Origin of the sequence: Dulcicalothrix desertica PCC 7102, from assembly GCF_003991905.1 — a bacterium.
Taxonomy (GTDB): domain Bacteria; phylum Cyanobacteriota; class Cyanobacteriia; order Cyanobacteriales; family Nostocaceae; genus Dulcicalothrix; species Dulcicalothrix desertica.
Genome location: NZ_RSCL01000008.1, coordinates 358,272 through 378,450, shown reverse-complemented (window position 1 = coordinate 378,450; position 20,179 = coordinate 358,272). Strand labels below are relative to the sequence as shown.

The following is a 20,179-nucleotide window of genomic DNA, read 5'->3' as shown; positions in this document are numbered from 1 at the left end:
ATGTAGCGGATGGTTAATTTTTAAATTGGACTTTAAATATACTATCGGGTGATTTTGTTGCAATTGTAGCTTCCCAGCCAATACCTTGTAGGAATCTTTCCGCGTCACTTGTTTCCACTACATCCACTCCCCATTGTCCTGGTTGCAATGAATCGGGCGAACTGCTCGTTGGAGGGGTTGTTTTTATACCACCTAAAATTAAAGTGTCGGGCAGTTTAGCATCTTTTGCCTGACTGCGACGTGAATTTACCAAAGCTTGAGCGCAAAGCTCACCCATTTGTGCTGGGGAATAATTATCAGTATCAAATAAAACTTCAACAATCCAATGAGGATTATTTACCGAACGACATTGAGCGTTGGCGCCTAAACCATTAATAAAGACCTGTGCAAATTCATCGCGACTCAATGGGGGAATAACCGAATCAGAGATATCGAAGTTGTGTGAGAGCAGCATTCGTCCTTGAGTAGCCATTAACCTTCCCTTAACCTTGAACAACCAATATCTAAAATACCATTACGCGGCTACATAGCACGTTGTATCACGATTCGGTTTATGCGATTAGCAAGTGTTGCCGCTCTTCTAGTAAAATCAGGGTGAGAGAGAGGAAAATTAAAGCATGGTAGCCGCTCAGACTAAATTTGATGTTGCAGCACTAGAAGCTGAGTACAGTCAAAAATCACCACGGGAAATACTTAAATTAGCCCTTGAAAGTTTCGATAATATCGCGATTTCTTTCAGCGGCGCCGAGGATGTGGTATTAATAGACATTGCGTCAAAAATTACTAAAGATTTCCGTGTATTTACTTTAGATACCGGACGTCTACATTCAGAGACATATCAATTTTTAGACGAAGTAAGGAAGCATTACGGCATTAAGATAGAAGTCATGTTCCCAGATGCAGCCGAAGTGCAAGCAATGGTTGAAGAAAAGGGAATGTTCAGCTTTTACCAAGACGGTCACAAAGAATGCTGTGGGATACGTAAAGTTAGACCACTACGTCGTAAACTCAACACCCTTGATGCATGGATAACAGGTCAGCGTAAAGACCAAAGTCCTGGTACTCGCAATGGTATACCTGTTATTGAAAATGATGGCGCCTTTTCAACCCCAGACCACGAGCTAATTAAATTCAACCCCCTAGCAAACTGGTCATCAGCACAAGTGTGGGAATATATCCGCGCACTAGGAGTACCTTATAATAAACTCCACGAACGCGGGTTTATTAGTATTGGTTGTGAACCCTGCACAAGAGCAGTATTACCAAACCAACACGAACGAGAAGGTCGCTGGTGGTGGGAAGAAGCGACTCAAAAAGAATGCGGACTACACTCTGCCAACGTCAAAAATGCATAAATTTGCAACGGATACAACGGATGTAACGGATGGTTAATTCGTGCAATTAGGCGCCGATAATGTAGAGACGTTACATGTAACGTCTTCTACATAAATTGTCGGGTTAAAGTTGAATAGGCTTTAACCCTTTGCCTGGGTCTTTGGGTAAGCTAATAGTTGGTTCAGGATAATGCTGAGTAGGAGCAGGTAGTAAAGCGGGGGTTGGTTCTCGAATTTCTTCTATAGAGACAGAAGAAAGTAGAGGAACACCCACCCATAACTCTAATTCTTTGCCATATTTTCTCAACAACAGCTCTACTACGTGGCGATGGGTAAGACCTGTAATTACAGAGAGTCGCTCAACTATATCTACGCTCTCACCTCGGATGGTAACTTGCTTTTTTCTCTTGCTCATAACAACATACCCAATACACCGCTAATATCAGGTTGGTCGGCAATTTTGAATCTTCCTTCGGTTTGCTCTTGTAAACTTGTTGCCAAATGAGCAGAACCACCTATTATCAACACCTCTCCCAACTCTGGTAGCCAAGATGCCCAACTAATTTTAAGCTTGTTGCGAATGCCAGACAGCCATTGAGAAACATATGTAGGGAATCTGTCGGCAAAACTAATTCCTGTGGTGCCATAAATAAGAGAACCATCAGCAATACCATCCATAATTAAACTGAGACTGGGAGTCATATCTTGAGCAATTAATGCCGGATGTCTTGCTATCATTTGCGCGAGTCTATAGGTTCCCTCAACTATGACTCTAGATTCTCGAATCAAAGTACCGTTTTTTGTATAGAGTTGTCCAATTCCAGTTTTGCCACCTAAATCTAAAATGCCGTTAACCCTGGCATAATTAAATAATCTATTTGCCAAAGCGTATTTATATGCTCCCAAAGTTTCAGGCTGAACTTCCACCTCCCGAACTTCTATATTCAGCGATTGATTATTACGAATAATATGGTGATTCCCAATTAATCCTTGAATCAAAACCTCAACTTTATCTGCTTGCAAATCGTTAGGCAGAGAACAAACAAGACGGTTTACGGTTAAATGACTAACACCTGGTTGCGGGTCAATCATTGCTAAAACCAACTTCGGCGCCAAAAATGCCTTTTCTGATTCGTAAGTCGGCATTCCTCCTAAATCTTGAGCCACCGTTCCCACTGCCCAACTATTATCTACTAAAGCAGAATTATCTCCTCGTAAGTAAGTGATAATAGCTGAGTTTTCATCTGGTTTGGGTGTATCCCATTGTTCTAAATCTTTGTGCCACGATGAAAAAACTTTTACTATTCCTTCTCCTGTACAATATTTGATTAATCTATTTCCAACATCAACAGCTACCTGCACTCCAGATTTTTGGGTTTGTTGCTCGGTCTGTAGATGAATTAATTGTGAATGTTTATACAAATTAGACATAGGTTTTTTGGTAGCACCTGCGCGCGATAGTTAATTTCCACAACAATTTACCCTGAACTTCGGGGTCAATTTTTTCCAACGACCGATAAATTAAGGGAGCAATTTGTTATAGAGTTGATACCAAACTAAATTATTGGTTCTTTACCAGAGCCGTTTTATAGCATAGCAGAGCGGTTTTACTATTTCTTGTTATCTGACACACACTAAGTAATAGTTATAATTACGGAGCCTTCATAAGAGTATGTTTTATTTAAAACTTACCAGCCCTCGTGATCTATCGTAGGCGCCACCAATTGCTCCATAATAAGCAGAAGGTTCACCACGTACTAAACTTGAGTTAATTGCTTTAGTAGCAAATTTGCTTAATTTTTCTGTTTCTAGTTGTTTGGCAATTCGTTCTTGTAATTGTTGGCGCCAATGATGTATTTTTTTAAGTTGTGTAACGCTGGCTTTAAAGACAAGTTGATTTGACTCTAACATAACTTGTTGTAATATAATTATTTACACACACATTATATTTTAAGTATTAATGGCACAACCTGTAGCAATCGACTTATTTGCTGGAGCGGGTGGCTTCGGTTTAGGCTTTAAGATGGCAGGGTTTTCTGTTCCGGTTTCGCTGGAAGTTGATGCTTGGGCTTGTGATACATTGCGCTATAATCATCCAAATATGATAGTTCTTCAAGAAGATATACGCAATTTTAATACCCTAAGCAGTGTTACAAAAATCTACTCTTCTAAGCCTGATATTATTATTGGCGGTCCACCGTGTCAAGGTTTTAGTATTGCTGGCCCAGCAGTAAAAGACCCAAAAGACCCTAGAAATAGTTTATTCCAAAACTTTGCTGAATGGATTAACTTTCTTGAACCTAAAGCGTTTGTGATGGAAAACGTGAAAGGTTTACTTACACGCAAAAGTGCAGATGGTGAAAAAGTTATAGATATTATTAGACAAACATTTACAAAACTTGGATATTTTGTAGAAGTATGGTTGTTAAATGCAGCAGAGTACGGAGTACCACAAATTCGTGAGCGTGTTTTTATTGTGGGTAATAAAACAGGGAAAGAATTAAAACCTCCTCGTAAAACCCATTCATTAGAATTGGTTAATAAAAAAACTATTCAATTATCTGTATTTGACACCGTAAATTTATTACCAGCGACTACTTTATGGGATGCAATATCTGATTTACCACTGCTTGAAGCACGTGAAGGTGTAGAAGAGCAAACTTTTACAGCAGAATCTCAAAATGAATATCAACACTGGATAAGAAATTATAGCAAAACGCTTTACAATCATGTAGCGATGGAGCATTCAGAACGATTAGTTGAGCGTTTTAAACATATCAAATGGGGCGAGTCTAGTTCAAATGTTCCAGAAGAACATGGAGCTAGGCGCCGTAGTGGTAATGGAGATCTATCAGGGATAAGCTACGACCAAAATAATCGGCGCCTACATCCATATAAACCATCACATACAATTGCCGCTTCATTTTACGCGAATTTTATCCACCCATTTCAGCATCGTAACTTAACAGCCCGTGAAGGAGCGCGCGTACAGTCATTTCCCGATACTTATAGATTTATGGGAAAAAAAACAGTCGTTTCCCATAAGCTACTACAAAGAGAAGAACGGCTAGATGAAAAATTTCTCTGCCAGTATAACCAGGTAGGCAACGCAGTTCCACCTCTCCTTGCTCAATGTATTGCATCTCACCTCAAAGAAAAATTACAGTTATGCCCACAAGCGATAGGAACCCATTAGTTCATGGTTCTAATTTAGAACAAAAAGAAGCTCACCGTACAAAGTATAGAGACAGTGATAGCAAGAAGTATCTTAAGGAAATTAGAGCAGAGTATGATAGATGGCACTCAGATAATATAAAGTTAGTTGGGCCAACTTCAACGCCAACTGATAACGATGATACTATCCTTACCCAAAGAGTAGAACTTCTTTCAACTTACAAAGATTTTCTTGACCAGCAACACTATGCTGAAAAGTTTGACTCTAGGTCAAACCTTCATTCCAGCGTATTGGAAGAGTTTTTGTACTACTTATTTAAGGATTTGGTAAGAGATTTTGGTGAAAATACTCTAATTGGAAAATCGCATACCTTTAAAGATATTTTCTTTGTTCCGCCAAAATACTCCGAGATGTTAAAGCGACCATATGCGCGCATTGAAAAGAAAGACCATGATTTTGTGATTGGAGCAACAATACAAGTATCATTTGAAGCGGCGCCTCCACCAGAACAAGATGAAAACCCAGGTGAAAAGCTTACGCTTGTAAAAGAAGAACCGGAAAATTACTCACAAGTTAAAGTTACAGGCAATACCGAAACTCATATCTTTGATATTCCTGTTGTTGCAATTGAATGCAAGACGTATCTTGATAAAACTATGCTCGAAGGGTCATCACGAGCAGCGGAAGATTTGAAAGCAAGAAACCCAAATAGCTTATATATTGTGGTAATGGAGTGGATAAAACTCTCTAGTGATGTCAACCTCCGAAAATACAAAGTTGACCAAATTTATGTATTACGACAACAAAAAAATACTGACCGTGAATATAGATATGAAGAAGACTACGTAAAAAACCCAGTCAATGTGGCTGTAGTTCAACATCTTTTTTATAAAGTTAGAAAACACTTAACTACTGACTGGAGTGGGGGTATTGAGCAAGGAATAAAACGTGGCTGGCTGATTGATGAATAAATGTATGCTAAAAGGAAATTAGATAATATGGAGTGCATTTCTCCCAAATTAAACTTTTCATTTACTAATGTAATAGTTCTTTTTGAAACTGGAGGTTGTAAAATGCTTGCTGATGTTGAAGGAGACTTGAAAATTACTTTAGGAGAAAAGTTTTTTTTTGATGAAGAGTATATTCTTTTGCTTGAACTAGCAATAACACTTATTAAGTGGATAAATAAAATTGAATCTGGAGAAATAGTTGATTTTTATTATGAATCGATGGACTATGAAGATGAACCAATTCTAGCGTTTAAAGTAAATACAGATTCTACTTGGCATCTTTTCTCAGTATGGCAAAATTTTAATGATAGTAGCCACATATTTTTAGAAGAGTTAATTCAATCTACAAAGGCGTTTATTACTCATCTAGCAGCACATCTTACGACAAATTTAAATATTGATATATCCAATATCAATGTAGAATCGCATCGATTTGTAGGTTGGGTGGAGACGCACAAAAATCTGTAAACTTAATTATCAATCTCCAATGCGTCGTAACCCAACACTTACCAATAATTACTTAATTGCTCGTATTTTATAACTCCACAACAAAACTCTCTCGTAGGTGAAAATCTGGTTTGGCGCCTTTATGACTCAATGCCCAGTAAGTTACATCACCGTTTGTTCTTTTGATGACAGTTGTAATTGCTACTTCAATTTGTTGCTCTACAGAGATAATTTTACCTAAGTTTACATCGAGTGCTAAGGATAAAGAGTCTGAATTATGCTTTACGTTAAATGGAAGTGTTGTAAAAGCAGTTTCTTCTTGCATCCCTTGACGGTAGTTATTAAAGCGGTAAATGTTCCAGTGTCCAGCAGGAGAAAGATTAAATTCCCAGTAACCAGAAGAATTTTTGGCGCCTAGAAAAAACTCAAAACAGGTGTCTTGCCACAGTTCGTGTTTACGCGCGGGTGTTTCTGGTGATACAATATCAACTTGTTGGATATCGCCAAGAAGGTTATAGCTAATGGTGAGTAAATTCTCATGTCTAGCTATGTTACCTGTAATTTTCAGATTTTCTGGCGCCTGTGTGGATGGAAAAAGCTGTAAAGAAAAAGTCTCTGCCATTATTTTACATCCTGAATAATTTTATTAATTGTTGCTTCTTGCGCTTCGATGCTTTCGGTGAGTTTAAACTGTACAAGCGCGCGGGCTAAGTTATGTTCTGGATGTTTGACTTTGAAATAAACATTGCCTGCTAAATAGTCGGCAAAAAATCTTAACCCCAACTCGAATGCTATCAAGCGGATGGCATCGTACATATATATATAGTCATTGGGGGTAAGAAATTCCTTCGCTACAGCTAAATATCCTTGGAGAATTTCTTTACAAATATCGCTATCAAAAGTAATGCTTTGCCAATTTTCGGTTTCTTCACCTACAGGGTTGCAACCAGACCGTAAACAGTCACCAATATCATAATGCACTAATCCTGGTTTTACTGTATCAAGGTCGATGACACTGACTGCTTTTTTAGTACTAGTGTCGAACATGACATTATTTATCTTTGGGTCGCCATGCATTAAACGTAGTGGTAGCTTGCCTTGTGCTTTGGCATTTTCTAGTATAGGCGCCAGGGAATAATGTTTTTCTACAAACTGTAAGCAATAATTGACTTCTGGAGTCGAGGCAGGAGTTACAGTAGCTAAAACTTCGTTGTAATGCTTTAAATAAAGTGGGGTAATATGAAACCCTTCAAGAGTATCGGCAAGTTTTTGTGGTGATAGGTCGCTAATTAAATTATGGAACATGCCTAACGCATAACCAATTTCCCTAGCTTGTTCCGCGTCGTGCATAACATTGAAAGACTCAGAAGCTTCGATAAAACTAATCGCGCGCCAAAACAAACCTTGATCATCTGTATAATGGTCTTGCCCGTCCTTGGTAAGTAATACATTTGGCACTTCCCAACGACGATTTAAAGACGTATTTTGTAGTCGTTGACTGACATGCTCTGTAAAAATACGCATGTTTTGCATAACAAATTGAGGCTGGCGAAACACTTGCGTATTGATGCGCTGTAACACAAAATTCTTTTGCTGCATAGAATTTAGCGTTACTAAAAAAGTATCATTTATATTGCCACTACCAAATGGTCGAACGTCTTTAACTTGTCCGACTTGAGTAAATTGGTCAGCTATGTTAATTAAATTATCTGTCATTGCGCGCGACTCCCCTATCATGAGAGATATAGTAGCGCAACTGCTGCACACTGGTCTGTATCAAAGTGTTGCAAGGTTACTTTTACAACAACACTCTGCTTAGGTCTAAACTAATAGGTTCAAACCCAGGAATTAATATATGTTGATGAGGTAAGTAAACCTGGGCAGATAGATAACTATATTTACCTTGAGCATTTTGATAAGGGTGATGTCCACGGATGACGGCTCTGTCACCTAACAGTCTATCAAGTTGGCGGCACAATATGGAACCACATACAGTATGTGGCGTTCCTTTTGCTATCCGAAGTATCAATTCCCCACGAATCAACTCAATTTTATCGCCTTCTGTAAAAAAGCCAAGTTCAATCAGCCGATGGTATTCGTCAATCGTAAATCGCTTAGGTGTTACAACAGTCATTATCTTATTTATATTTATTTTGTGCTGTTACTGCTTACTATACTATAAGTAATACATATGTTTATGTCATAGGGGTGTTAAGTCCAAAGTTTCATCTCCACAATAATATGACTGTGATGTATTACAAGCTTGAATAAGCTACATATGATTATTGATGGTTTGCTTATTATTTTCGATAGTAGTGATAAGTTGTTGTGACTTCTGAGTTTACATTATCGTCAGAGTTCTTTTCGTAAAGAATAAATGCCCAGAACCCACATATAAATAAACAAATAGCAAACCACTGAATATACGAAGATTTTAGAGCTTTATTTGTACTAGTTTGATTTTGTTGTACAGAACTTTGTTCAATAACTTGCTGCAACAGTTTTTCATTATATTTTGCAAGTTTTTCTGCTTTGATATTTAACTGATAAACTAAATAATTTAAGTTTTTACATCTATCTCGAAGATTTAAATAAGTAGCTTTTGTGTCACCATAAAGAAAAACTAACTCAATTTTTTTACGATTCACAAATTCCAACCCTATACTATCCACGCTTTGGATAATCTCAGAAATATTCTTGTTTGGGTTACTCTCATTTATTGCAATGGTAACTTCTTTGAAAAAACCTTTATAAACTAAATCGAAAACGTATTTTACATGTTTTTCCAATTCTATTAATTCCGAATATATATATTTAGAACTTAAAGCTTTTTCTTCTACTTCTGTAATGTTTGTCTCTGAATCTACTTCACATTTATCAAGTTTGGCTTTATATTTATTGAGGTAAGATTCAATATTTTTGGCGTTTGTCAAGTAAGATTGTTGCAATGCTGCAAAAAATTGTGGGTATTCAAGACACTGTTTACCAATTTTTAGTAAAAAATTTATTTTTGATATATACATTTCAATTTTAGCTTTGAATCTTGACAATTCTTTGATTACATCTTCTAAAGTTCTAAACATAGATTTGTCATAATTAGAGTACAATACATACTCACCAAAGCCATTTAATCCAAATCCTTGTATTGACAACCCAAATATTTGCATTAAGCTTATAATCTTATTCGTATCGAAACTTTTATTCTCCTGGTTATAACTTAAAAATATTTCTATTTTTTCACCTGTTGCTTGCAAGTATTTTAAATTAGCATGTTTCTGTAAATGTTCCATACTCAAGTATAAGTTATTGGGGCTTGTTAAACGTAATTTACAATCCATCTTTTTGAAACTGTCATTAATTTCACTTCGCAATGTAGTAAGAGAGGTTTTCTCCTTTAAATTAAATTTTTCTTTGTAAGTTGCAATAAATTTCTTATCTTTTAAGCAATTTTCAATCACGCAATTAAGATTTTCTGTTTGATTAAGAATATAATTAAGCTGTTTTTCAACCTTATGACATTCGTTGATAATGTCTTTTATAGAATAATTTTTATTATTTATATTTATCACTGTTTCAAACTTATCATTCAAATGAATTTGATAAATTGTATTTAAACCTAAAATGTCTATTAAATGTTTTGCCCTAGCAATAATTTCTTCAGTGTATTCAGAATTTTCATCTAAAGACAGTAGTTTAGTTACTTTTCTTTTGATGTCAGTTAACTCTTGAATTACAGCTTGAACTTGTTCTATGTATGAGTCATTCTCTTGATTAGCTTTCAATACTATTTTATGTCTAATCATTAAACTTTTTGTTGATATATAACTCTTTAACCCGTCAAAATTTTTATAAGGATAATCTATTTTTTTCTTTGGTCTAATATATTTTTTAAGGCGATAATGAATTTGTTTAAGTAAAGTTATTTTCTGAATATAATTGGATATAAAGTTTATCGACTCACCAAATTTTACATCTACTTCTTCTAACTGCTTTTTGGTAATAATAGGAACAACAATTACATCTTCTAATTCCTTTGGAAAATTAACATATTTATGAGAGCCGCTTTTACCTCTTATCACGTCCAATGAAGGAGTGTTTGAAAGATTTTGAGGATTAATGTTAATTTTATTTAGGAGGAATACATTATATTGATTCTTAAAATGATTATGAGTTTCGTGTAGATAAGAAATAGTTTCGTTTAAATAATTAATTTCTTCCTGAACATCGTGATTAACAGTAAGTTTAATACTAATATTTTTAAAAACAGATTTATCATAGACAGAATCTAGCTTAACCATAAATTCTTTATAATCGAATGCACCGTAATAAAATACAATTTTATAATGGCTAATAATTTTGGTATTTAAAACAGTAAAATTTCTGAAAATATTACTGACTTTAACTCTTTGTAACGGCGCCAAAATCGGTAATATTACGCCTCTCTTTTTTTCTTCTCTGTGCCTCTGTGTCTCTATGGTAAAGATAATTACTTTTATTACACAGGCAAGGATGCCTGTGCCACAATTTATTAAAGTGTTATGTTAGTGCTTCAAACTGGCGCCAGCATAAGTACATTGCGCGTGGTACATGGAAGCATCCTTTCCATTTGCCACCTTTGAGTTTGAGTAATACTTCTCCACGTCTGTTTAAATAACCAAACCATTCGCCATTTTGAGGGTCTGCAAAATGTGACCATGAATATTCGTGCAGTTTTTTATACCATTCCCAGCAGAGTTGGCGCCCTGTTAAGCGATAACCCATAGCCAGTGCTACTAAGGTTTCTAGATGTACCCACCAGAGTTTTTGGTCCCATTCGAGTTGTTGAGGTGGGTGTCCTTTGCTATCCATGAAGTAGTAAAGTCCACCATATTCTCTATCCCATGCGAAGTTGAGAATATTTAATACGACATCAACAGCTTGGTTGATTGTTTTTGTGTCATTTTTACGGTGAGCGATATCCATAATAAACCACATCGCTTCGATGCCGTGACCTGGGTTTATTACTCTACCATCGAAACAATCTATATGGGCGCCTTCGGGAGTGACGTTTTCAAACATTAATCCTCGTTCTTGGTCGAGAAAGTCACCCATAACTTCACATGCAGTTGCTTCCAGAACTTGTTCGAGGGTCTCACTCGGTAACAACCACTCCATCTCCAAAGTCAGGTTCGCTAAAATCATAGGTACTGCTAACGATTTCATGACGCGCGTACCAGGATAAGCTTTTGTATATTTACCTTTGGGATTGTCTTTGCGACGCAATACATTATTATAAGCTTGCATTGCTATATCTTTCGCCCACTCTTCACCTGAAGCTAGTGCATATTTACTGAACGCCATCGCCGCGAAGCAATCGGAGAATATATTGTAAGGTTGTACGAGTGGTTGACCTTCGCGATTTAAGGCAAAATACCAGTTTCCTTCCTCGTCACGTCCGTGTTGTGCAAGAAATTTGGCGCCACATTCCGCAATTTTCAGCCACTCCTCACGCTTTTCTATCTCGTTACACAGCATTGAGAACGTCCAGACTTGACGGTTTTGCAGCCAAATAAATTTGTCGGTGTCGTAAACTTGACCGTTTGTGTCTAAACAGGTGAAATAACCACCTTTTTCCCAGTCGATAGAATATTTTTTCCAAAACGGGAGTACATCGTTAAGGAGCGCGTTTTTGTAAAGTTGTGCTAATTCCTGAGTGTTGTACTCCATGAGTTTTAACCTGTCGTGTTTGAGATACTGGGTGACGGAAAATTATAGTTAATTATTACTTTGTTGGGGAATAAGTACAAGTGTTTGGAGAAACAAAGTGTTGAATTTTACCTTATTAGACGCAGAGTTCACAGAGGAGTAAGTAAGTAATTCACCCTCTTAGGTGAAGGCGCCTTAGCGTACAAGCGGTTAATATGAACTCATATTAAGTAAATCTTTACAAAGTAGATTACGGTAATTAATAGGCGATTGGTTGTATACCATACCAGCGGCTAAAAATATATTCTCCATTAACCATACCCATCAATTAAATATATATACGTGTTTCTATGGCAACGCAAATCAAAATTCCTGTTTTTGGTACAAAGATAAAGTCTCCGTCCCGTTGGGTATTGGGTTTGATGGCAGCTGGTGTTTTTGTCGCTGGGACTGTCGCTACTAATACATTTATTACTCAACGTGGTCGAAACGAAGATATTTCCCAACTTACGGTTCCAGTTGAGGCAAAAAATGTCACCTTACGAATTACTGCTAGTGGTAGAGTTACCCCAGTTCAAAGTGTGAATGTCAGCCCTAAAACTGGTGGTATTCTTGGGCAGCTATTTGTCGAACAAGGTGATAAGGTACAGCAAGGGCAAATTATTGCCAAAATGAATAGTGCTGATATTCAAGCTCGTATTCAACAAGCACGGGCAAATGTTGCACAAGCAAAAGCACAACTCGACCAAGCACGTGCAGGTAGTCGTCCCCAAGAAATAGCTCAAGCACGAGCTAGGTTAGCTTCACAAGAAGCACAGTTAGCTTTATCGCGCGCGGGAAACCGTCCCCAAGAAATAGCCCAAGCTCAAGCACAAGTTGATGCAGCACAGGCGCGAGCTAATTATACTGCTGAACAAGTGCGGCGTTATCGTTATCTTGTTGGTCAAGGCGCCGAAAGACAGCAGTTATTAGACCAAGCTATAAGCGATGATAATTCTGCTAAAGCTTCTTTACGCGAAGCTCAAAAACGTTTATCGTTATCGCAAAGTGGTAGCCGTTCAGAAGAAATTGCCCAACGTACTGCTACAGTTGCAGAAGCGCGCGCGGCACTACAATTAGCTCTAAGCGGTTCACGTCCTGAAGAAATTGCTCAACGTACTGCTGCGGTTGCAGAAGCACAAGCAAGACTCCAATCAGAATTAGTAAATTTAGAAGATTCAATTATCCGGGCGCCGTTTTCTGGTATTGTCACACAAAAATATGCCAACGTTGGTGCTTATGTGGCGCCGACAACTTCCGCATCAGCAAGTGCTTCAGCTACATCAAGTTCGGTAGTAGCTTTAGTACGTGGTTTGGAAGTTTTAGCAAGTGTACCCGAAGCCGATATTGGTAGAATCAGAGTTGGGCAGCAAGTAGAAATTACTAGTGATGCTTACCCAGACCAAGTATTTAAAGGACGTGTTCGGTTAATTGCACCCGAAGCTGTCAAAGAAGAAGGCGTGACTTTATTTCAAATACGAGTACAAATCGATACAGGTGAAGATAAGTTACGCTCTGGCTTAAACGTTGACTTGACGTTCTTAGGCGACGATGTACCAAATGCTTTAATGGTGCCGACTGTAGCTATTGTCACAGAGAAAGGAAATACAGGTGTCTTGGTGCCCGATGCTAAAAATCAACCGCAATTTCGCGCCATTACCGTTGGTTCACAAATCAAAGACCAAACCCAAGTTCTTGATGGAGTCAAACAAGGCGAGCAAATTTTCTTAAACCCGCCTAAAGAATATCAAATGCAGAAACAAATGGAAAAACAAAATAATTAATTGAGTGCTGAGTGCTGAGTGCTGAGTAGAAAGTTAGGAGTTAGAAGTTAGGAGTTAGAAGTTAGAAGTTAGGAGTTAGAAGTTAGGAGTTAGAAGCTATTACTTATGAATCAGAACTCAGAACTCAGCACTCAACACTCAGCACTTATAACTCAGCACTCAGAACTCAGCACTTATAACTCAGCACTCAGAACTCAGCACTTTTTACTACTTATTTATTATGAATATTGTCGAAAGTATGAAAATGGCGGGGAAAACCCTGCTCTCAAATAAGTTACGTAGTGCCTTGACAATGCTTGGTATTGTAATTGGCAATGCTTCAGTAATTGCGATGATTGGGATTGGAGAAGGTGGTCAAAAATACGTCGCCAAGCAATTAGAATCACTTGGACCAAATGTATTATTTGTAATTCCAGGAAACGAGGAAACGCAGCGAATATCATTTGATGTCCCTAGAAATTTAGTTTTAGCAGATGCTGATGCGATTGCTTCTCAAGTTCCAACTGTAGTAGGAGTGGCGCCTGAATTAAACCGTAGGCAAAGAGTAACTTTTGGTAATCGTAACAGCGATGTTAATATCATTGGTAGTACGCCTAGTTTCTTGCAGGTGCGTGATTTTACTACATCCAAGGGTCGCTTTTTTACTGATATTGACATGAAACGTAACAACCAAGTTATTGTGCTTGGAGGTAAATTTGCTACCAAGTTATTTGGTTCAACTAACCCTATTGGTCAATCAGTACGTGTCAAAGATTCTCGGTTTGAAGTTATTGGTGTACTTACAGAAAAAGGTTCTAGTGTCGGCGCCGACTATGATAGTGCAGCAATAGTACCATTAACAACTTCTGCAAATCGCTTAATTGGTCGCAACTCTCCATATGGCATTGCTTTAGATTATATCGTTGCTTCGGCTCGTGATGGTCAAAGCGTAGATGCAGCAGTATTCCAAATTACGAACTTACTGCGTTTACGTCACAAAATTACTAACGAAGACGACTTTACTATTCGTACTCAAAAAGACGCACTCCAAACCGTTGGACAAATTTCAGGCGCCTTAACTATTATGCTGGCTGCAATTGCCGCAATTTCCTTATTTGTCGGCGGTATCGGTATTATGAACATTATGCTCGTTTCCGTTACCGAACGTACACACGAAATTGGTTTACGTAAAGCTATTGGCGCCACCGAACAAGATATTTTGTTGCAATTTATGATTGAAGCCGTAATCGTCTCTGCCGCAGGTGGTTTAATAGGTACTGCTGTTGGTGTTTCTGGAATTGTATTAGTAGGTGCCTTAACTCCCCTAGAAGCAGCTATTTCTCCAGTTGCTATTGGTTCTGCTGTAGGTATTTCTGGCGCCATTGGTTTATTCTTCGGTGTATTCCCAGCACGTCGCGCAGCTAAACTTGACCCAATTGTCGCATTAAGAAGCGCCTAAGATAGTTAAAAGTGCTAAGTAAGGAGTTAGGAGTTAGGGGCGGGTTTACTAAATTTTTAATTATTAATTAGGATATAGGTTAACCCGCCTGTACAGGAGTTAGGGGCGGGTTTACTAAATTTTTAATTATTAACTAGGATATAGGTTAACCCGCCTGTACAGGAGTTAGGGGCGGGCTTACTAAATTTTTAATTATTAACTAGGATATAGGTTAACCCGCCTGTACAGGAGTTCAGGTCAAAATTATATTTATAACAGGAGAAAAATATGAAGGAAGAACAACCAATTGATAATATAATAAATCAACAATCGATTATTAACTCTACTCAGCACTCAGAACTCAGCACTTTCAACTATAAAAAAACGATTATTCGTCTAGAAAACATATTTAAAGTATACGGTATTGGTGAAACAGAAGTCCGCGCCCTCAGTGATGTCAATCTCACAATAGAAGAAGGTGAATATTGTTCAATTATGGGACCATCAGGTTCAGGAAAATCTACAGCAATGAACATTATCGGTTGTCTAGACCGTCCTAGCTCTGGACATTACTACTTAGATAGTCTCGATGTTGCTCAAATGCCCGATAGCGAACTTGCACACATTCGTAACAAAAAACTAGGCTTCGTCTTCCAACAGTTTCACTTATTACAGCAACTAAGCGCTTTAGAAAATGTAATGCTGCCAATGGTATATGCGGGTATTCCTAACTCTGAACGTAAAGACAGAGCAACCGAAGCATTAATTAAAGTTGGATTAGAAAAACGTTTACTAAATAAACCCAACCAACTGTCTGGAGGACAACAACAACGGGTAGCTATTGCACGTGCTATTGTTAATCGTCCAGTTTTACTCCTTGCCGATGAACCTACAGGCGCCTTAGACTCGCGTACTACTCAAGAAGTACTTGATATCTTTACAGAACTTAATAATACTGGAATTACAGTTGTAATGGTGACGCACGAGCCAGAAGTTGCACGTCAAACGAGACGTATCGTTTGGTTCCGCGATGGCGAAGTTGTTCATTCAAATTTAACACCAGCTGATTTAAAGCAAGTTGCAGCTATGCAATAAGTTATAAGTTATAAGTATCATGCTGAACGTAGTGAAGCATCTCTTAAATCTCGAAATATAAAGATTCTTCGCTGCGCTCAGAATGACAATTTGTATTCCGCGCCTCCTAACTTTAATTAAAGGCTTGATGTTTTGCCTGTTTGGGCTTGTGTTTCTATTGGTTTAACGTTGCTGTAACCCATTTGGTTTACAATTGTGCGGAATACGGACATTTGTCCTTCAAATTCTAGGTTTTGGATTTTAGATAATAAGCTTTTTACGTTGTCGCTTGGTGTGTAGTCATTAGGCATTCCCACTACGCTTTTACCCATTTCTTCTGCCCAAATATACCAAACTAGTAATTGATTGTTATCTTTTAAGGCGCCGTATGTACGCGAGTATTCTGTATTTTCTTTGTCAACGATATCGCGCATAATTTGCAATTGTTCGTCGTCAGACAATTTTAAATAGTCTTGCACTAGCGTTGGCGCCAGTTCTGGTTCTGCGGCATTGGGTGCTGCACGAGTGATAGATTCACCCATTTCTGTGTAAACAAGATAAAACCAAGCAAGTTTTGCGTCAGTATCTAACTTATCAAAGTCTTTTACCACTTCTTGTGATTCTTCTGTCAAGGCTTGAGGAATTTGATTATTAAAACTGCTAACCATCTTTAAGTTCCCTTATATTTTGATAATTGAATGATTGCTCCTTAAATCAGGAGTAACAAATTAAGGGCATCAAAAACTACTACTGTTAGTAAGATTAGTTAGAAAATATTGTGTTGAATTTATCTGTCTTTGTGTAGAGGTAAAGTTAAAACCTTGATTTATCTATCTTTTTATAGAGGTAAGAATCTATCAAACGGTATCAAGACGTGATTTATCAATGTTGGTAAGATGACATCATAGAATGAAATGCGTAAATTACGAGGGAGCAAAATAATGGCTGACGAAGTAAAAATTAATCCCAGTGAAGTGTCTCACGATGCACAGTTACTTGCAGACAATGTTGCCGATGGTGTAGAAAAGGCGCCTAAAGTTGATTTTGATGCTGACTATGAACTAGCAAAGCAAATGAGCGTCAGCCCAATTGATAATACTGAAGAAGGTCAAAAAGCTGCTGAAGCTGCAGTTGCACCTCAATATGAAATGCCTGAACCTGAAGATATGAGAGTTGAGCCGGGTGTAACTGGTAATCCTAGTGATTATATGAGCATGGCAAGTGAAATTTCGGGTACAGAAGCTGTTGGTAACGTTGATGATGACCTCGTAAAGAAAGCTTTAGAATTAGGTCAACCTGGTCAATAATTTTGTATAAGCTCGTTGTAAGCATTGTTGTAAGCACTTAAGTGCTTTTCTTAAATCAAGCACTGAAGTGCTTACAACAATGCTTACAACGAGTCTCCATTCACAACATGTATTAACTCACTAGGATGATTAATTAAAAAGTTAGGTTTCTGTTTCGCTAACGCTTCTGGCGAATTAAATCCCCATGTTACAGCAACAACTTTAATATTGGCTTTCTTTGACGCTTCAATATCCCGCGTTTCATCCCCTACATAAATTACTTCTTGTGTTTTAATTTGTTTTTGACGCAATACATTATTAATTATTGTAGTTTTACCAAATATTGTCACTCCCGAATAAACAAATTCAAATAGATTATCTAAATTATTTATTCTCAGAAACTCTGCTACATTATCTTGCGAATTAGAGGTAATAATTCCTAGTCTATGTCTTTGATTTCTTAATTCTACTAAAGCTTCCTGCATCCCAGTAATTGGTTTAAGTTCAGGAATTTTATTCTTTAACTCTGATTTTACTTTTTTAACTAAAAACGGAATTTTAAAAATTGATATACCAGAATACTTTATTATTTCCCTAGATGTTAAATTTCTTAATATAGATAATTCTTCTGATGTAATTTGAATATAGCCAAAATCAGCGGCTAAACGATTTGCAACGCTAACAAGCGCATCTACTGTATCGGCGATAGTACCATCGAAATCAAAAATAATTACTTTGGTCGTCATAATTTTGCCTGGAATGCTTCTATATTAGCGCGGGCATTCCGTCGTAACATAGACGGCTTTATTCGTCTTAAAGCCGATGCTGTAAAACGTTTATCCCATTTTTCGTCTGATATTTCTGCTAACTCTGTTAAAGACGGCGCCACATTTTCAGGATATGGTTGAAATTCGACGACATCGGTTACATTTGCAAAGCGTTGGTTCCAAGGACAAACATCTTGACAAATATCACATCCTGCTACCCAACCTTGCATTTTTGATTTAATCGTTTCTGGTAGTTCTTCGCTACGATTTTCAATTGTATGATAAGCAATACAACGATTTGCATCAACTACACCATCCGCAATAATGGCGCCTGTAGGACAAGCATCTATACAGCGAGTACAAGTTCCACAATGCTTAGTATGTGGTGTATCGGGTGTTAGCTCCAAGTTTGTTAGCACTTCTCCCAAAAATATCCATGAACCATGAGAACGTGAAATTACATTACCATTTTTTGCTATCCAACCAATACCCGCTTTTTCTGACCACACTTTATCTTGAATTGGCCCTGTATCGGCATAATATCGCGTTTTGATATCCGGATGTAATGATTCTAACCAACTGCTTAAGGCTTTGAGTTTTTTGTGCATGACTTTGTGATAATCCCTTCCCCATGCGTATCGAGAGATTTTACCACATCTGTCCCCTGTCCCTGTAACTTCTTGATGTTGATGCGGTGTGTAATAATTTAATGCTACGCATACTAAAGATTTTACGTCAGGCATCACTAGCTTTATATCTTGGCGCGCTTTGTTTGACATCCACATCATATCGGCTTGATAGCCCAATTCGAGCCACTTACTCAAATTATTTACTTCAGAGAACGAATTCGCACTTGCCACAGTAATTCCAACCTTATGAACTCCAAGTTCTAAGGCTTTACGCTTGACTTCATCGCTACTGATTTTTTGCAATCCACTCATTTATCTCATCTACCTACTGCGCCAACACTCTAATAAAATGTACTTTCTAATACTTTATCATTTACAACCACCGTTAGAAGTATTTGTAATGGTTTTAATAAATCCTTCTTAAATAACTTTAATTTTCAGTTCAGGTGATGCAAATTAAGTTTAGCACGCATGATATATAGGTAATCTTATGACAGCCGCTGAATTTACTTCTGTTGCAAATTCAACAAAAATTGAAGGAATTGAGGAACCAACAGTTTTAAGTTATTTTGAAACACTTAACGCTGGATATTTTGAAGCAACGGCTGATTTATTTGCACCTGACGGTGTTATGCGTCCACCATTTGAATCAGATATTTCTGGACGCGATGCCATAATCAGTTACCTCAATCAAGAAGCTAAAGGTATAAAAGCTTACCCTAATCAAGGAATTATAGAAGTTTTAGAAGATGGGCAATACCAGGTGCAAGTGTCTGGGAAAGCAGAAACTTCTTGGTGCGGTGTTAACGTGAGTTGGATATTTATTCTCAATGAAAGCAAGGAAATTGTTTACACGAGAGTCAAACTTTTAGCTTCGCCGCAAGAACTGTTGAATTTACGCAGGTAGTATGTATATTATAGAACCAAAATATGCACAGGCAGGGATGCCTGTGCTACTTTGTGGCGCCTTCTAAACAGTCACAATTTAATAGCACGTGTATAGTGTGGTATTAAGATTACTGGAGATAATAGAGCCTTTTAATTGTGAGCTAATAAATGATTCAACTATTTTATTTATGAACCAGAAATAAATATTGGTAAAGCTGTTTAAGCAATTTCAGGCAACTTTGCTTCAAGTTTGAGGCAGTTACCACCATTAACTTGTAATTGATACTCAACTTTGTCCATTAAGCGATTCATAATTAGCCATCCGTAACCACCTTCTTGTTTATCAGTGGGACTAGGGGCAAAGTAGTCTGACATATCAAAACCATCACCACTGTCCCAAACTTCTAGAGCAATATCTCGGTCTTGAAGTTCTAGACGAATCAATATAGGAGCGTTAGGCAGGTCTTTGTGAGCATGACGCACAGCATTTGAGTAAGCTTCAACTAATACTAACCGTAACCGATTAGACTGCTTAGACCAATCAACCGATTGTCCTAACTCGACCTTAAGACATCCTAGTAGCCAATCTTCTACAATCGTCAAAAACTTCAAGTCACTCGGTACATGAAGCTCAGTTTTCATCA

23 protein-coding genes are annotated in these 20,179 nt (G+C 37.6%); 10 read left to right on the top strand and 13 right to left on the bottom strand.

The annotated features are described in order from the left end of the window. Positions 1-13 precede the first annotated feature (13 nt). On the bottom strand, positions 14-472 hold the full coding sequence (locus tag DSM106972_RS19135) for a DUF2656 domain-containing protein (protein ID WP_233787708.1): 459 nt from the start codon (positions 470-472) through the stop codon (positions 14-16). A 145-nt stretch (positions 473-617) separates the two neighbouring features. Here DSM106972_RS19135 and DSM106972_RS19130 point away from each other — a divergent pair, with 145 nt between their 5' ends. After that, a complete protein-coding gene (locus DSM106972_RS19130) occupies positions 618-1,355 on the top strand; it encodes a phosphoadenylyl-sulfate reductase (RefSeq protein ID WP_127082190.1) in 738 nt (245 codons plus the stop codon). Positions 1,356-1,458: 103 nt separating this feature from the next. On the opposite strand, the gene DSM106972_RS19125 is transcribed toward DSM106972_RS19130, so the two are convergent. The 3 genes from DSM106972_RS19125 to DSM106972_RS19115 all read right to left on the bottom strand — a co-directional run bounded on the left by DSM106972_RS19125 (position 1,459) and on the right by DSM106972_RS19115 (position 3,245). Next, on the bottom strand, positions 1,459-1,749 hold the full coding sequence (locus DSM106972_RS19125; RefSeq protein WP_127082189.1) for a hypothetical protein: 291 nt from the start codon (positions 1,747-1,749) through the stop codon (positions 1,459-1,461). Next, positions 1,746-2,765 carry a ParM/StbA family protein gene (locus tag DSM106972_RS19120; protein ID WP_127082188.1) on the bottom strand — a complete coding sequence of 340 codons (1,020 nt, stop codon included), beginning with the start codon at positions 2,763-2,765 and terminating at the stop codon, positions 1,746-1,748. The genes DSM106972_RS19125 and DSM106972_RS19120 overlap by 4 nt, the downstream gene beginning before the upstream one ends. 246 nt (positions 2,766-3,011) lie before the next feature. After that, on the bottom strand, positions 3,012-3,245 hold the full coding sequence (locus DSM106972_RS19115; protein ID WP_127082187.1) for a hypothetical protein: 234 nt from the start codon (positions 3,243-3,245) through the stop codon (positions 3,012-3,014). 49 nt (positions 3,246-3,294) lie between these two features. Between DSM106972_RS19115 and DSM106972_RS19110 the strand changes: the two genes are divergently transcribed. The 3 genes from DSM106972_RS19110 (at position 3,295) to DSM106972_RS19100 (ending at position 5,987) form a co-directional block, all read left to right on the top strand. After that, complete coding sequence (locus DSM106972_RS19110; protein ID WP_127082186.1) at positions 3,295-4,530, top strand: DNA cytosine methyltransferase; 1,236 nt, start codon at positions 3,295-3,297, stop codon at positions 4,528-4,530. Further along, the gene (locus DSM106972_RS19105) at positions 4,503-5,480 is read left to right on the top strand and encodes a Bpu10I family restriction endonuclease (RefSeq protein ID WP_127082185.1); all 978 of its coding nucleotides are present in this window, start codon (positions 4,503-4,505) and stop codon (positions 5,478-5,480) included. Before DSM106972_RS19110 ends, DSM106972_RS19105 begins: the two co-directional genes overlap by 28 nt. Positions 5,481-5,582: 102 nt before the next feature. Continuing rightward, the gene (locus DSM106972_RS19100; protein WP_127082184.1) at positions 5,583-5,987 is read left to right on the top strand and encodes a DUF7878 domain-containing protein; all 405 of its coding nucleotides are present in this window, start codon (positions 5,583-5,585) and stop codon (positions 5,985-5,987) included. Positions 5,988-6,054: 67 nt separating this feature from the next. On the opposite strand, the gene DSM106972_RS19095 is transcribed toward DSM106972_RS19100, so the two are convergent. The 5 genes from DSM106972_RS19095 to DSM106972_RS19075 form a co-directional block, all read right to left on the bottom strand. Then, the gene (locus DSM106972_RS19095; RefSeq protein ID WP_127082183.1) at positions 6,055-6,591 is read right to left on the bottom strand and encodes a DOMON-like domain-containing protein; all 537 of its coding nucleotides are present in this window, start codon (positions 6,589-6,591) and stop codon (positions 6,055-6,057) included. After that, positions 6,588-7,682 carry a phosphotransferase enzyme family protein gene (locus tag DSM106972_RS19090; RefSeq protein ID WP_233787709.1) on the bottom strand — a complete coding sequence of 365 codons (1,095 nt, stop codon included), beginning with the start codon at positions 7,680-7,682 and terminating at the stop codon, positions 6,588-6,590. Before DSM106972_RS19090 ends, DSM106972_RS19095 begins: the two co-directional genes overlap by 4 nt. A gap of 82 nt (positions 7,683-7,764) precedes the next feature. After that, positions 7,765-8,100 (bottom strand): PDDEXK family nuclease, encoded by a 336-nt coding sequence (locus DSM106972_RS19085; RefSeq protein ID WP_127082181.1) that lies wholly within the window; start codon positions 8,098-8,100, stop codon positions 7,765-7,767. Positions 8,101-8,266: 166 nt separating this feature from the next. Beyond that, positions 8,267-10,387, bottom strand: a complete 2,121-nt coding sequence (locus DSM106972_RS19080) for a hypothetical protein (protein ID WP_127082180.1) — start codon at positions 10,385-10,387, stop codon at positions 8,267-8,269. Positions 10,388-10,502: 115 nt separating this feature from the next. Next, the gene (locus DSM106972_RS19075; protein ID WP_127082179.1) at positions 10,503-11,672 is read right to left on the bottom strand and encodes a n-acyl-d-glucosamine 2-epimerase; all 1,170 of its coding nucleotides are present in this window, start codon (positions 11,670-11,672) and stop codon (positions 10,503-10,505) included. Positions 11,673-12,001: 329 nt separating this feature from the next. Here DSM106972_RS19075 and DSM106972_RS19070 point away from each other — a divergent pair, with 329 nt between their 5' ends. The 4 genes from DSM106972_RS19070 (at position 12,002) to DSM106972_RS19060 (ending at position 15,986) form a co-directional block, all read left to right on the top strand. Then, positions 12,002-13,474 carry an efflux RND transporter periplasmic adaptor subunit gene (locus DSM106972_RS19070; protein ID WP_127082178.1) on the top strand — a complete coding sequence of 491 codons (1,473 nt, stop codon included), beginning with the start codon at positions 12,002-12,004 and terminating at the stop codon, positions 13,472-13,474. 105 nt (positions 13,475-13,579) lie between these two features. Then, positions 13,580-13,747 carry a hypothetical protein gene (locus DSM106972_RS52195; RefSeq protein WP_170213583.1) on the top strand — a complete coding sequence of 56 codons (168 nt, stop codon included), beginning with the start codon at positions 13,580-13,582 and terminating at the stop codon, positions 13,745-13,747. After that, positions 13,695-14,912, top strand: coding sequence for an ABC transporter permease (locus DSM106972_RS19065; RefSeq protein ID WP_127082177.1), 1,218 nt, complete (start codon positions 13,695-13,697; stop codon positions 14,910-14,912). The genes DSM106972_RS52195 and DSM106972_RS19065 overlap by 53 nt, the downstream gene beginning before the upstream one ends. 267 nt (positions 14,913-15,179) lie before the next feature. Beyond that, a complete protein-coding gene (locus DSM106972_RS19060) occupies positions 15,180-15,986 on the top strand; it encodes an ABC transporter ATP-binding protein (RefSeq protein ID WP_272954065.1) in 807 nt (268 codons plus the stop codon). Between the two features lie 116 nt (positions 15,987-16,102). Here DSM106972_RS19060 and DSM106972_RS19055 read toward each other — a convergent pair whose 3' ends face one another. Continuing rightward, a complete protein-coding gene (locus tag DSM106972_RS19055; RefSeq protein WP_127082176.1) occupies positions 16,103-16,633 on the bottom strand; it encodes an orange carotenoid protein N-terminal domain-containing protein in 531 nt (176 codons plus the stop codon). Positions 16,634-16,906: 273 nt separating this feature from the next. Here DSM106972_RS19055 and DSM106972_RS19050 point away from each other — a divergent pair, with 273 nt between their 5' ends. Next, entirely contained in the window at positions 16,907-17,272 is a 366-nt protein-coding gene (locus DSM106972_RS19050) for a hypothetical protein (protein WP_127082175.1), read from the top strand. 83 nt (positions 17,273-17,355) lie between these two features. Here the strand turns inward: DSM106972_RS19050 and DSM106972_RS19045 are convergent, their stop codons facing one another. Further along, on the bottom strand, positions 17,356-17,997 hold the full coding sequence (locus DSM106972_RS19045) for an HAD-IA family hydrolase (RefSeq protein ID WP_127082174.1): 642 nt from the start codon (positions 17,995-17,997) through the stop codon (positions 17,356-17,358). After that, complete coding sequence (gene queG, locus DSM106972_RS19040; protein ID WP_127082173.1) at positions 17,994-18,959, bottom strand: tRNA epoxyqueuosine(34) reductase QueG; 966 nt, start codon at positions 18,957-18,959, stop codon at positions 17,994-17,996. The genes DSM106972_RS19045 and queG overlap by 4 nt, the downstream gene beginning before the upstream one ends. 178 nt (positions 18,960-19,137) lie before the next feature. Here queG and DSM106972_RS19035 point away from each other — a divergent pair, with 178 nt between their 5' ends. Continuing rightward, complete coding sequence (locus DSM106972_RS19035) at positions 19,138-19,554, top strand: nuclear transport factor 2 family protein (RefSeq protein WP_127082172.1); 417 nt, start codon at positions 19,138-19,140, stop codon at positions 19,552-19,554. Between the two features lie 200 nt (positions 19,555-19,754). Here the strand turns inward: DSM106972_RS19035 and DSM106972_RS19030 are convergent, their stop codons facing one another. Further along, complete coding sequence (locus DSM106972_RS19030) at positions 19,755-20,177, bottom strand: ATP-binding protein (protein ID WP_073623173.1); 423 nt, start codon at positions 20,175-20,177, stop codon at positions 19,755-19,757. Positions 20,178-20,179 lie beyond the last annotated feature (2 nt).

Bases quoted from the DNA above. Each gene is read 5' to 3' on its own strand.
- DSM106972_RS19125 (WP_127082189.1), bottom strand. From the start codon at position 1,749: ATGAGCAAGAGAAAAAAGCAAGTTACCATCCGAGGTGAGAGCGTAGAT.
- DSM106972_RS19035 (WP_127082172.1), top strand. From the start codon at position 19,138: ATGACAGCCGCTGAATTTACTTCTGTTGCAAATTCAACAAAAATTGAA.
- DSM106972_RS19065 (WP_127082177.1), top strand. From the start codon at position 13,695: ATGAATATTGTCGAAAGTATGAAAATGGCGGGGAAAACCCTGCTCTCA.
- DSM106972_RS19050 (WP_127082175.1), top strand. From the start codon at position 16,907: ATGGCTGACGAAGTAAAAATTAATCCCAGTGAAGTGTCTCACGATGCA.
- DSM106972_RS19030 (WP_073623173.1), bottom strand. From the start codon at position 20,177: ATGAAAACTGAGCTTCATGTACCGAGTGACTTGAAGTTTTTGACGATT.
- DSM106972_RS19120 (WP_127082188.1), bottom strand. From the start codon at position 2,765: ATGTCTAATTTGTATAAACATTCACAATTAATTCATCTACAGACCGAG.
- DSM106972_RS19105 (WP_127082185.1), top strand. From the start codon at position 4,503: ATGCCCACAAGCGATAGGAACCCATTAGTTCATGGTTCTAATTTAGAA.
- DSM106972_RS19090 (WP_233787709.1), bottom strand. From the start codon at position 7,682: ATGACAGATAATTTAATTAACATAGCTGACCAATTTACTCAAGTCGGA.
- DSM106972_RS19100 (WP_127082184.1), top strand. From the start codon at position 5,583: ATGCTTGCTGATGTTGAAGGAGACTTGAAAATTACTTTAGGAGAAAAG.
- queG (WP_127082173.1), bottom strand. From the start codon at position 18,959: ATGAGTGGATTGCAAAAAATCAGTAGCGATGAAGTCAAGCGTAAAGCC.
- DSM106972_RS19130 (WP_127082190.1), top strand. From the start codon at position 618: ATGGTAGCCGCTCAGACTAAATTTGATGTTGCAGCACTAGAAGCTGAG.
- DSM106972_RS19085 (WP_127082181.1), bottom strand. From the start codon at position 8,100: ATGACTGTTGTAACACCTAAGCGATTTACGATTGACGAATACCATCGG.
- DSM106972_RS19045 (WP_127082174.1), bottom strand. From the start codon at position 17,997: ATGACGACCAAAGTAATTATTTTTGATTTCGATGGTACTATCGCCGAT.
- DSM106972_RS19115 (WP_127082187.1), bottom strand. From the start codon at position 3,245: ATGTTAGAGTCAAATCAACTTGTCTTTAAAGCCAGCGTTACACAACTT.
- DSM106972_RS19060 (WP_272954065.1), top strand. From the start codon at position 15,180: ATGAAGGAAGAACAACCAATTGATAATATAATAAATCAACAATCGATT.
- DSM106972_RS19075 (WP_127082179.1), bottom strand. From the start codon at position 11,672: ATGGAGTACAACACTCAGGAATTAGCACAACTTTACAAAAACGCGCTC.
- DSM106972_RS19135 (WP_233787708.1), bottom strand. From the start codon at position 472: ATGGCTACTCAAGGACGAATGCTGCTCTCACACAACTTCGATATCTCT.
- DSM106972_RS19070 (WP_127082178.1), top strand. From the start codon at position 12,002: ATGGCAACGCAAATCAAAATTCCTGTTTTTGGTACAAAGATAAAGTCT.
- DSM106972_RS19110 (WP_127082186.1), top strand. From the start codon at position 3,295: ATGGCACAACCTGTAGCAATCGACTTATTTGCTGGAGCGGGTGGCTTC.
- DSM106972_RS52195 (WP_170213583.1), top strand. From the start codon at position 13,580: ATGAATCAGAACTCAGAACTCAGCACTCAACACTCAGCACTTATAACT.
- DSM106972_RS19055 (WP_127082176.1), bottom strand. From the start codon at position 16,633: ATGGTTAGCAGTTTTAATAATCAAATTCCTCAAGCCTTGACAGAAGAA.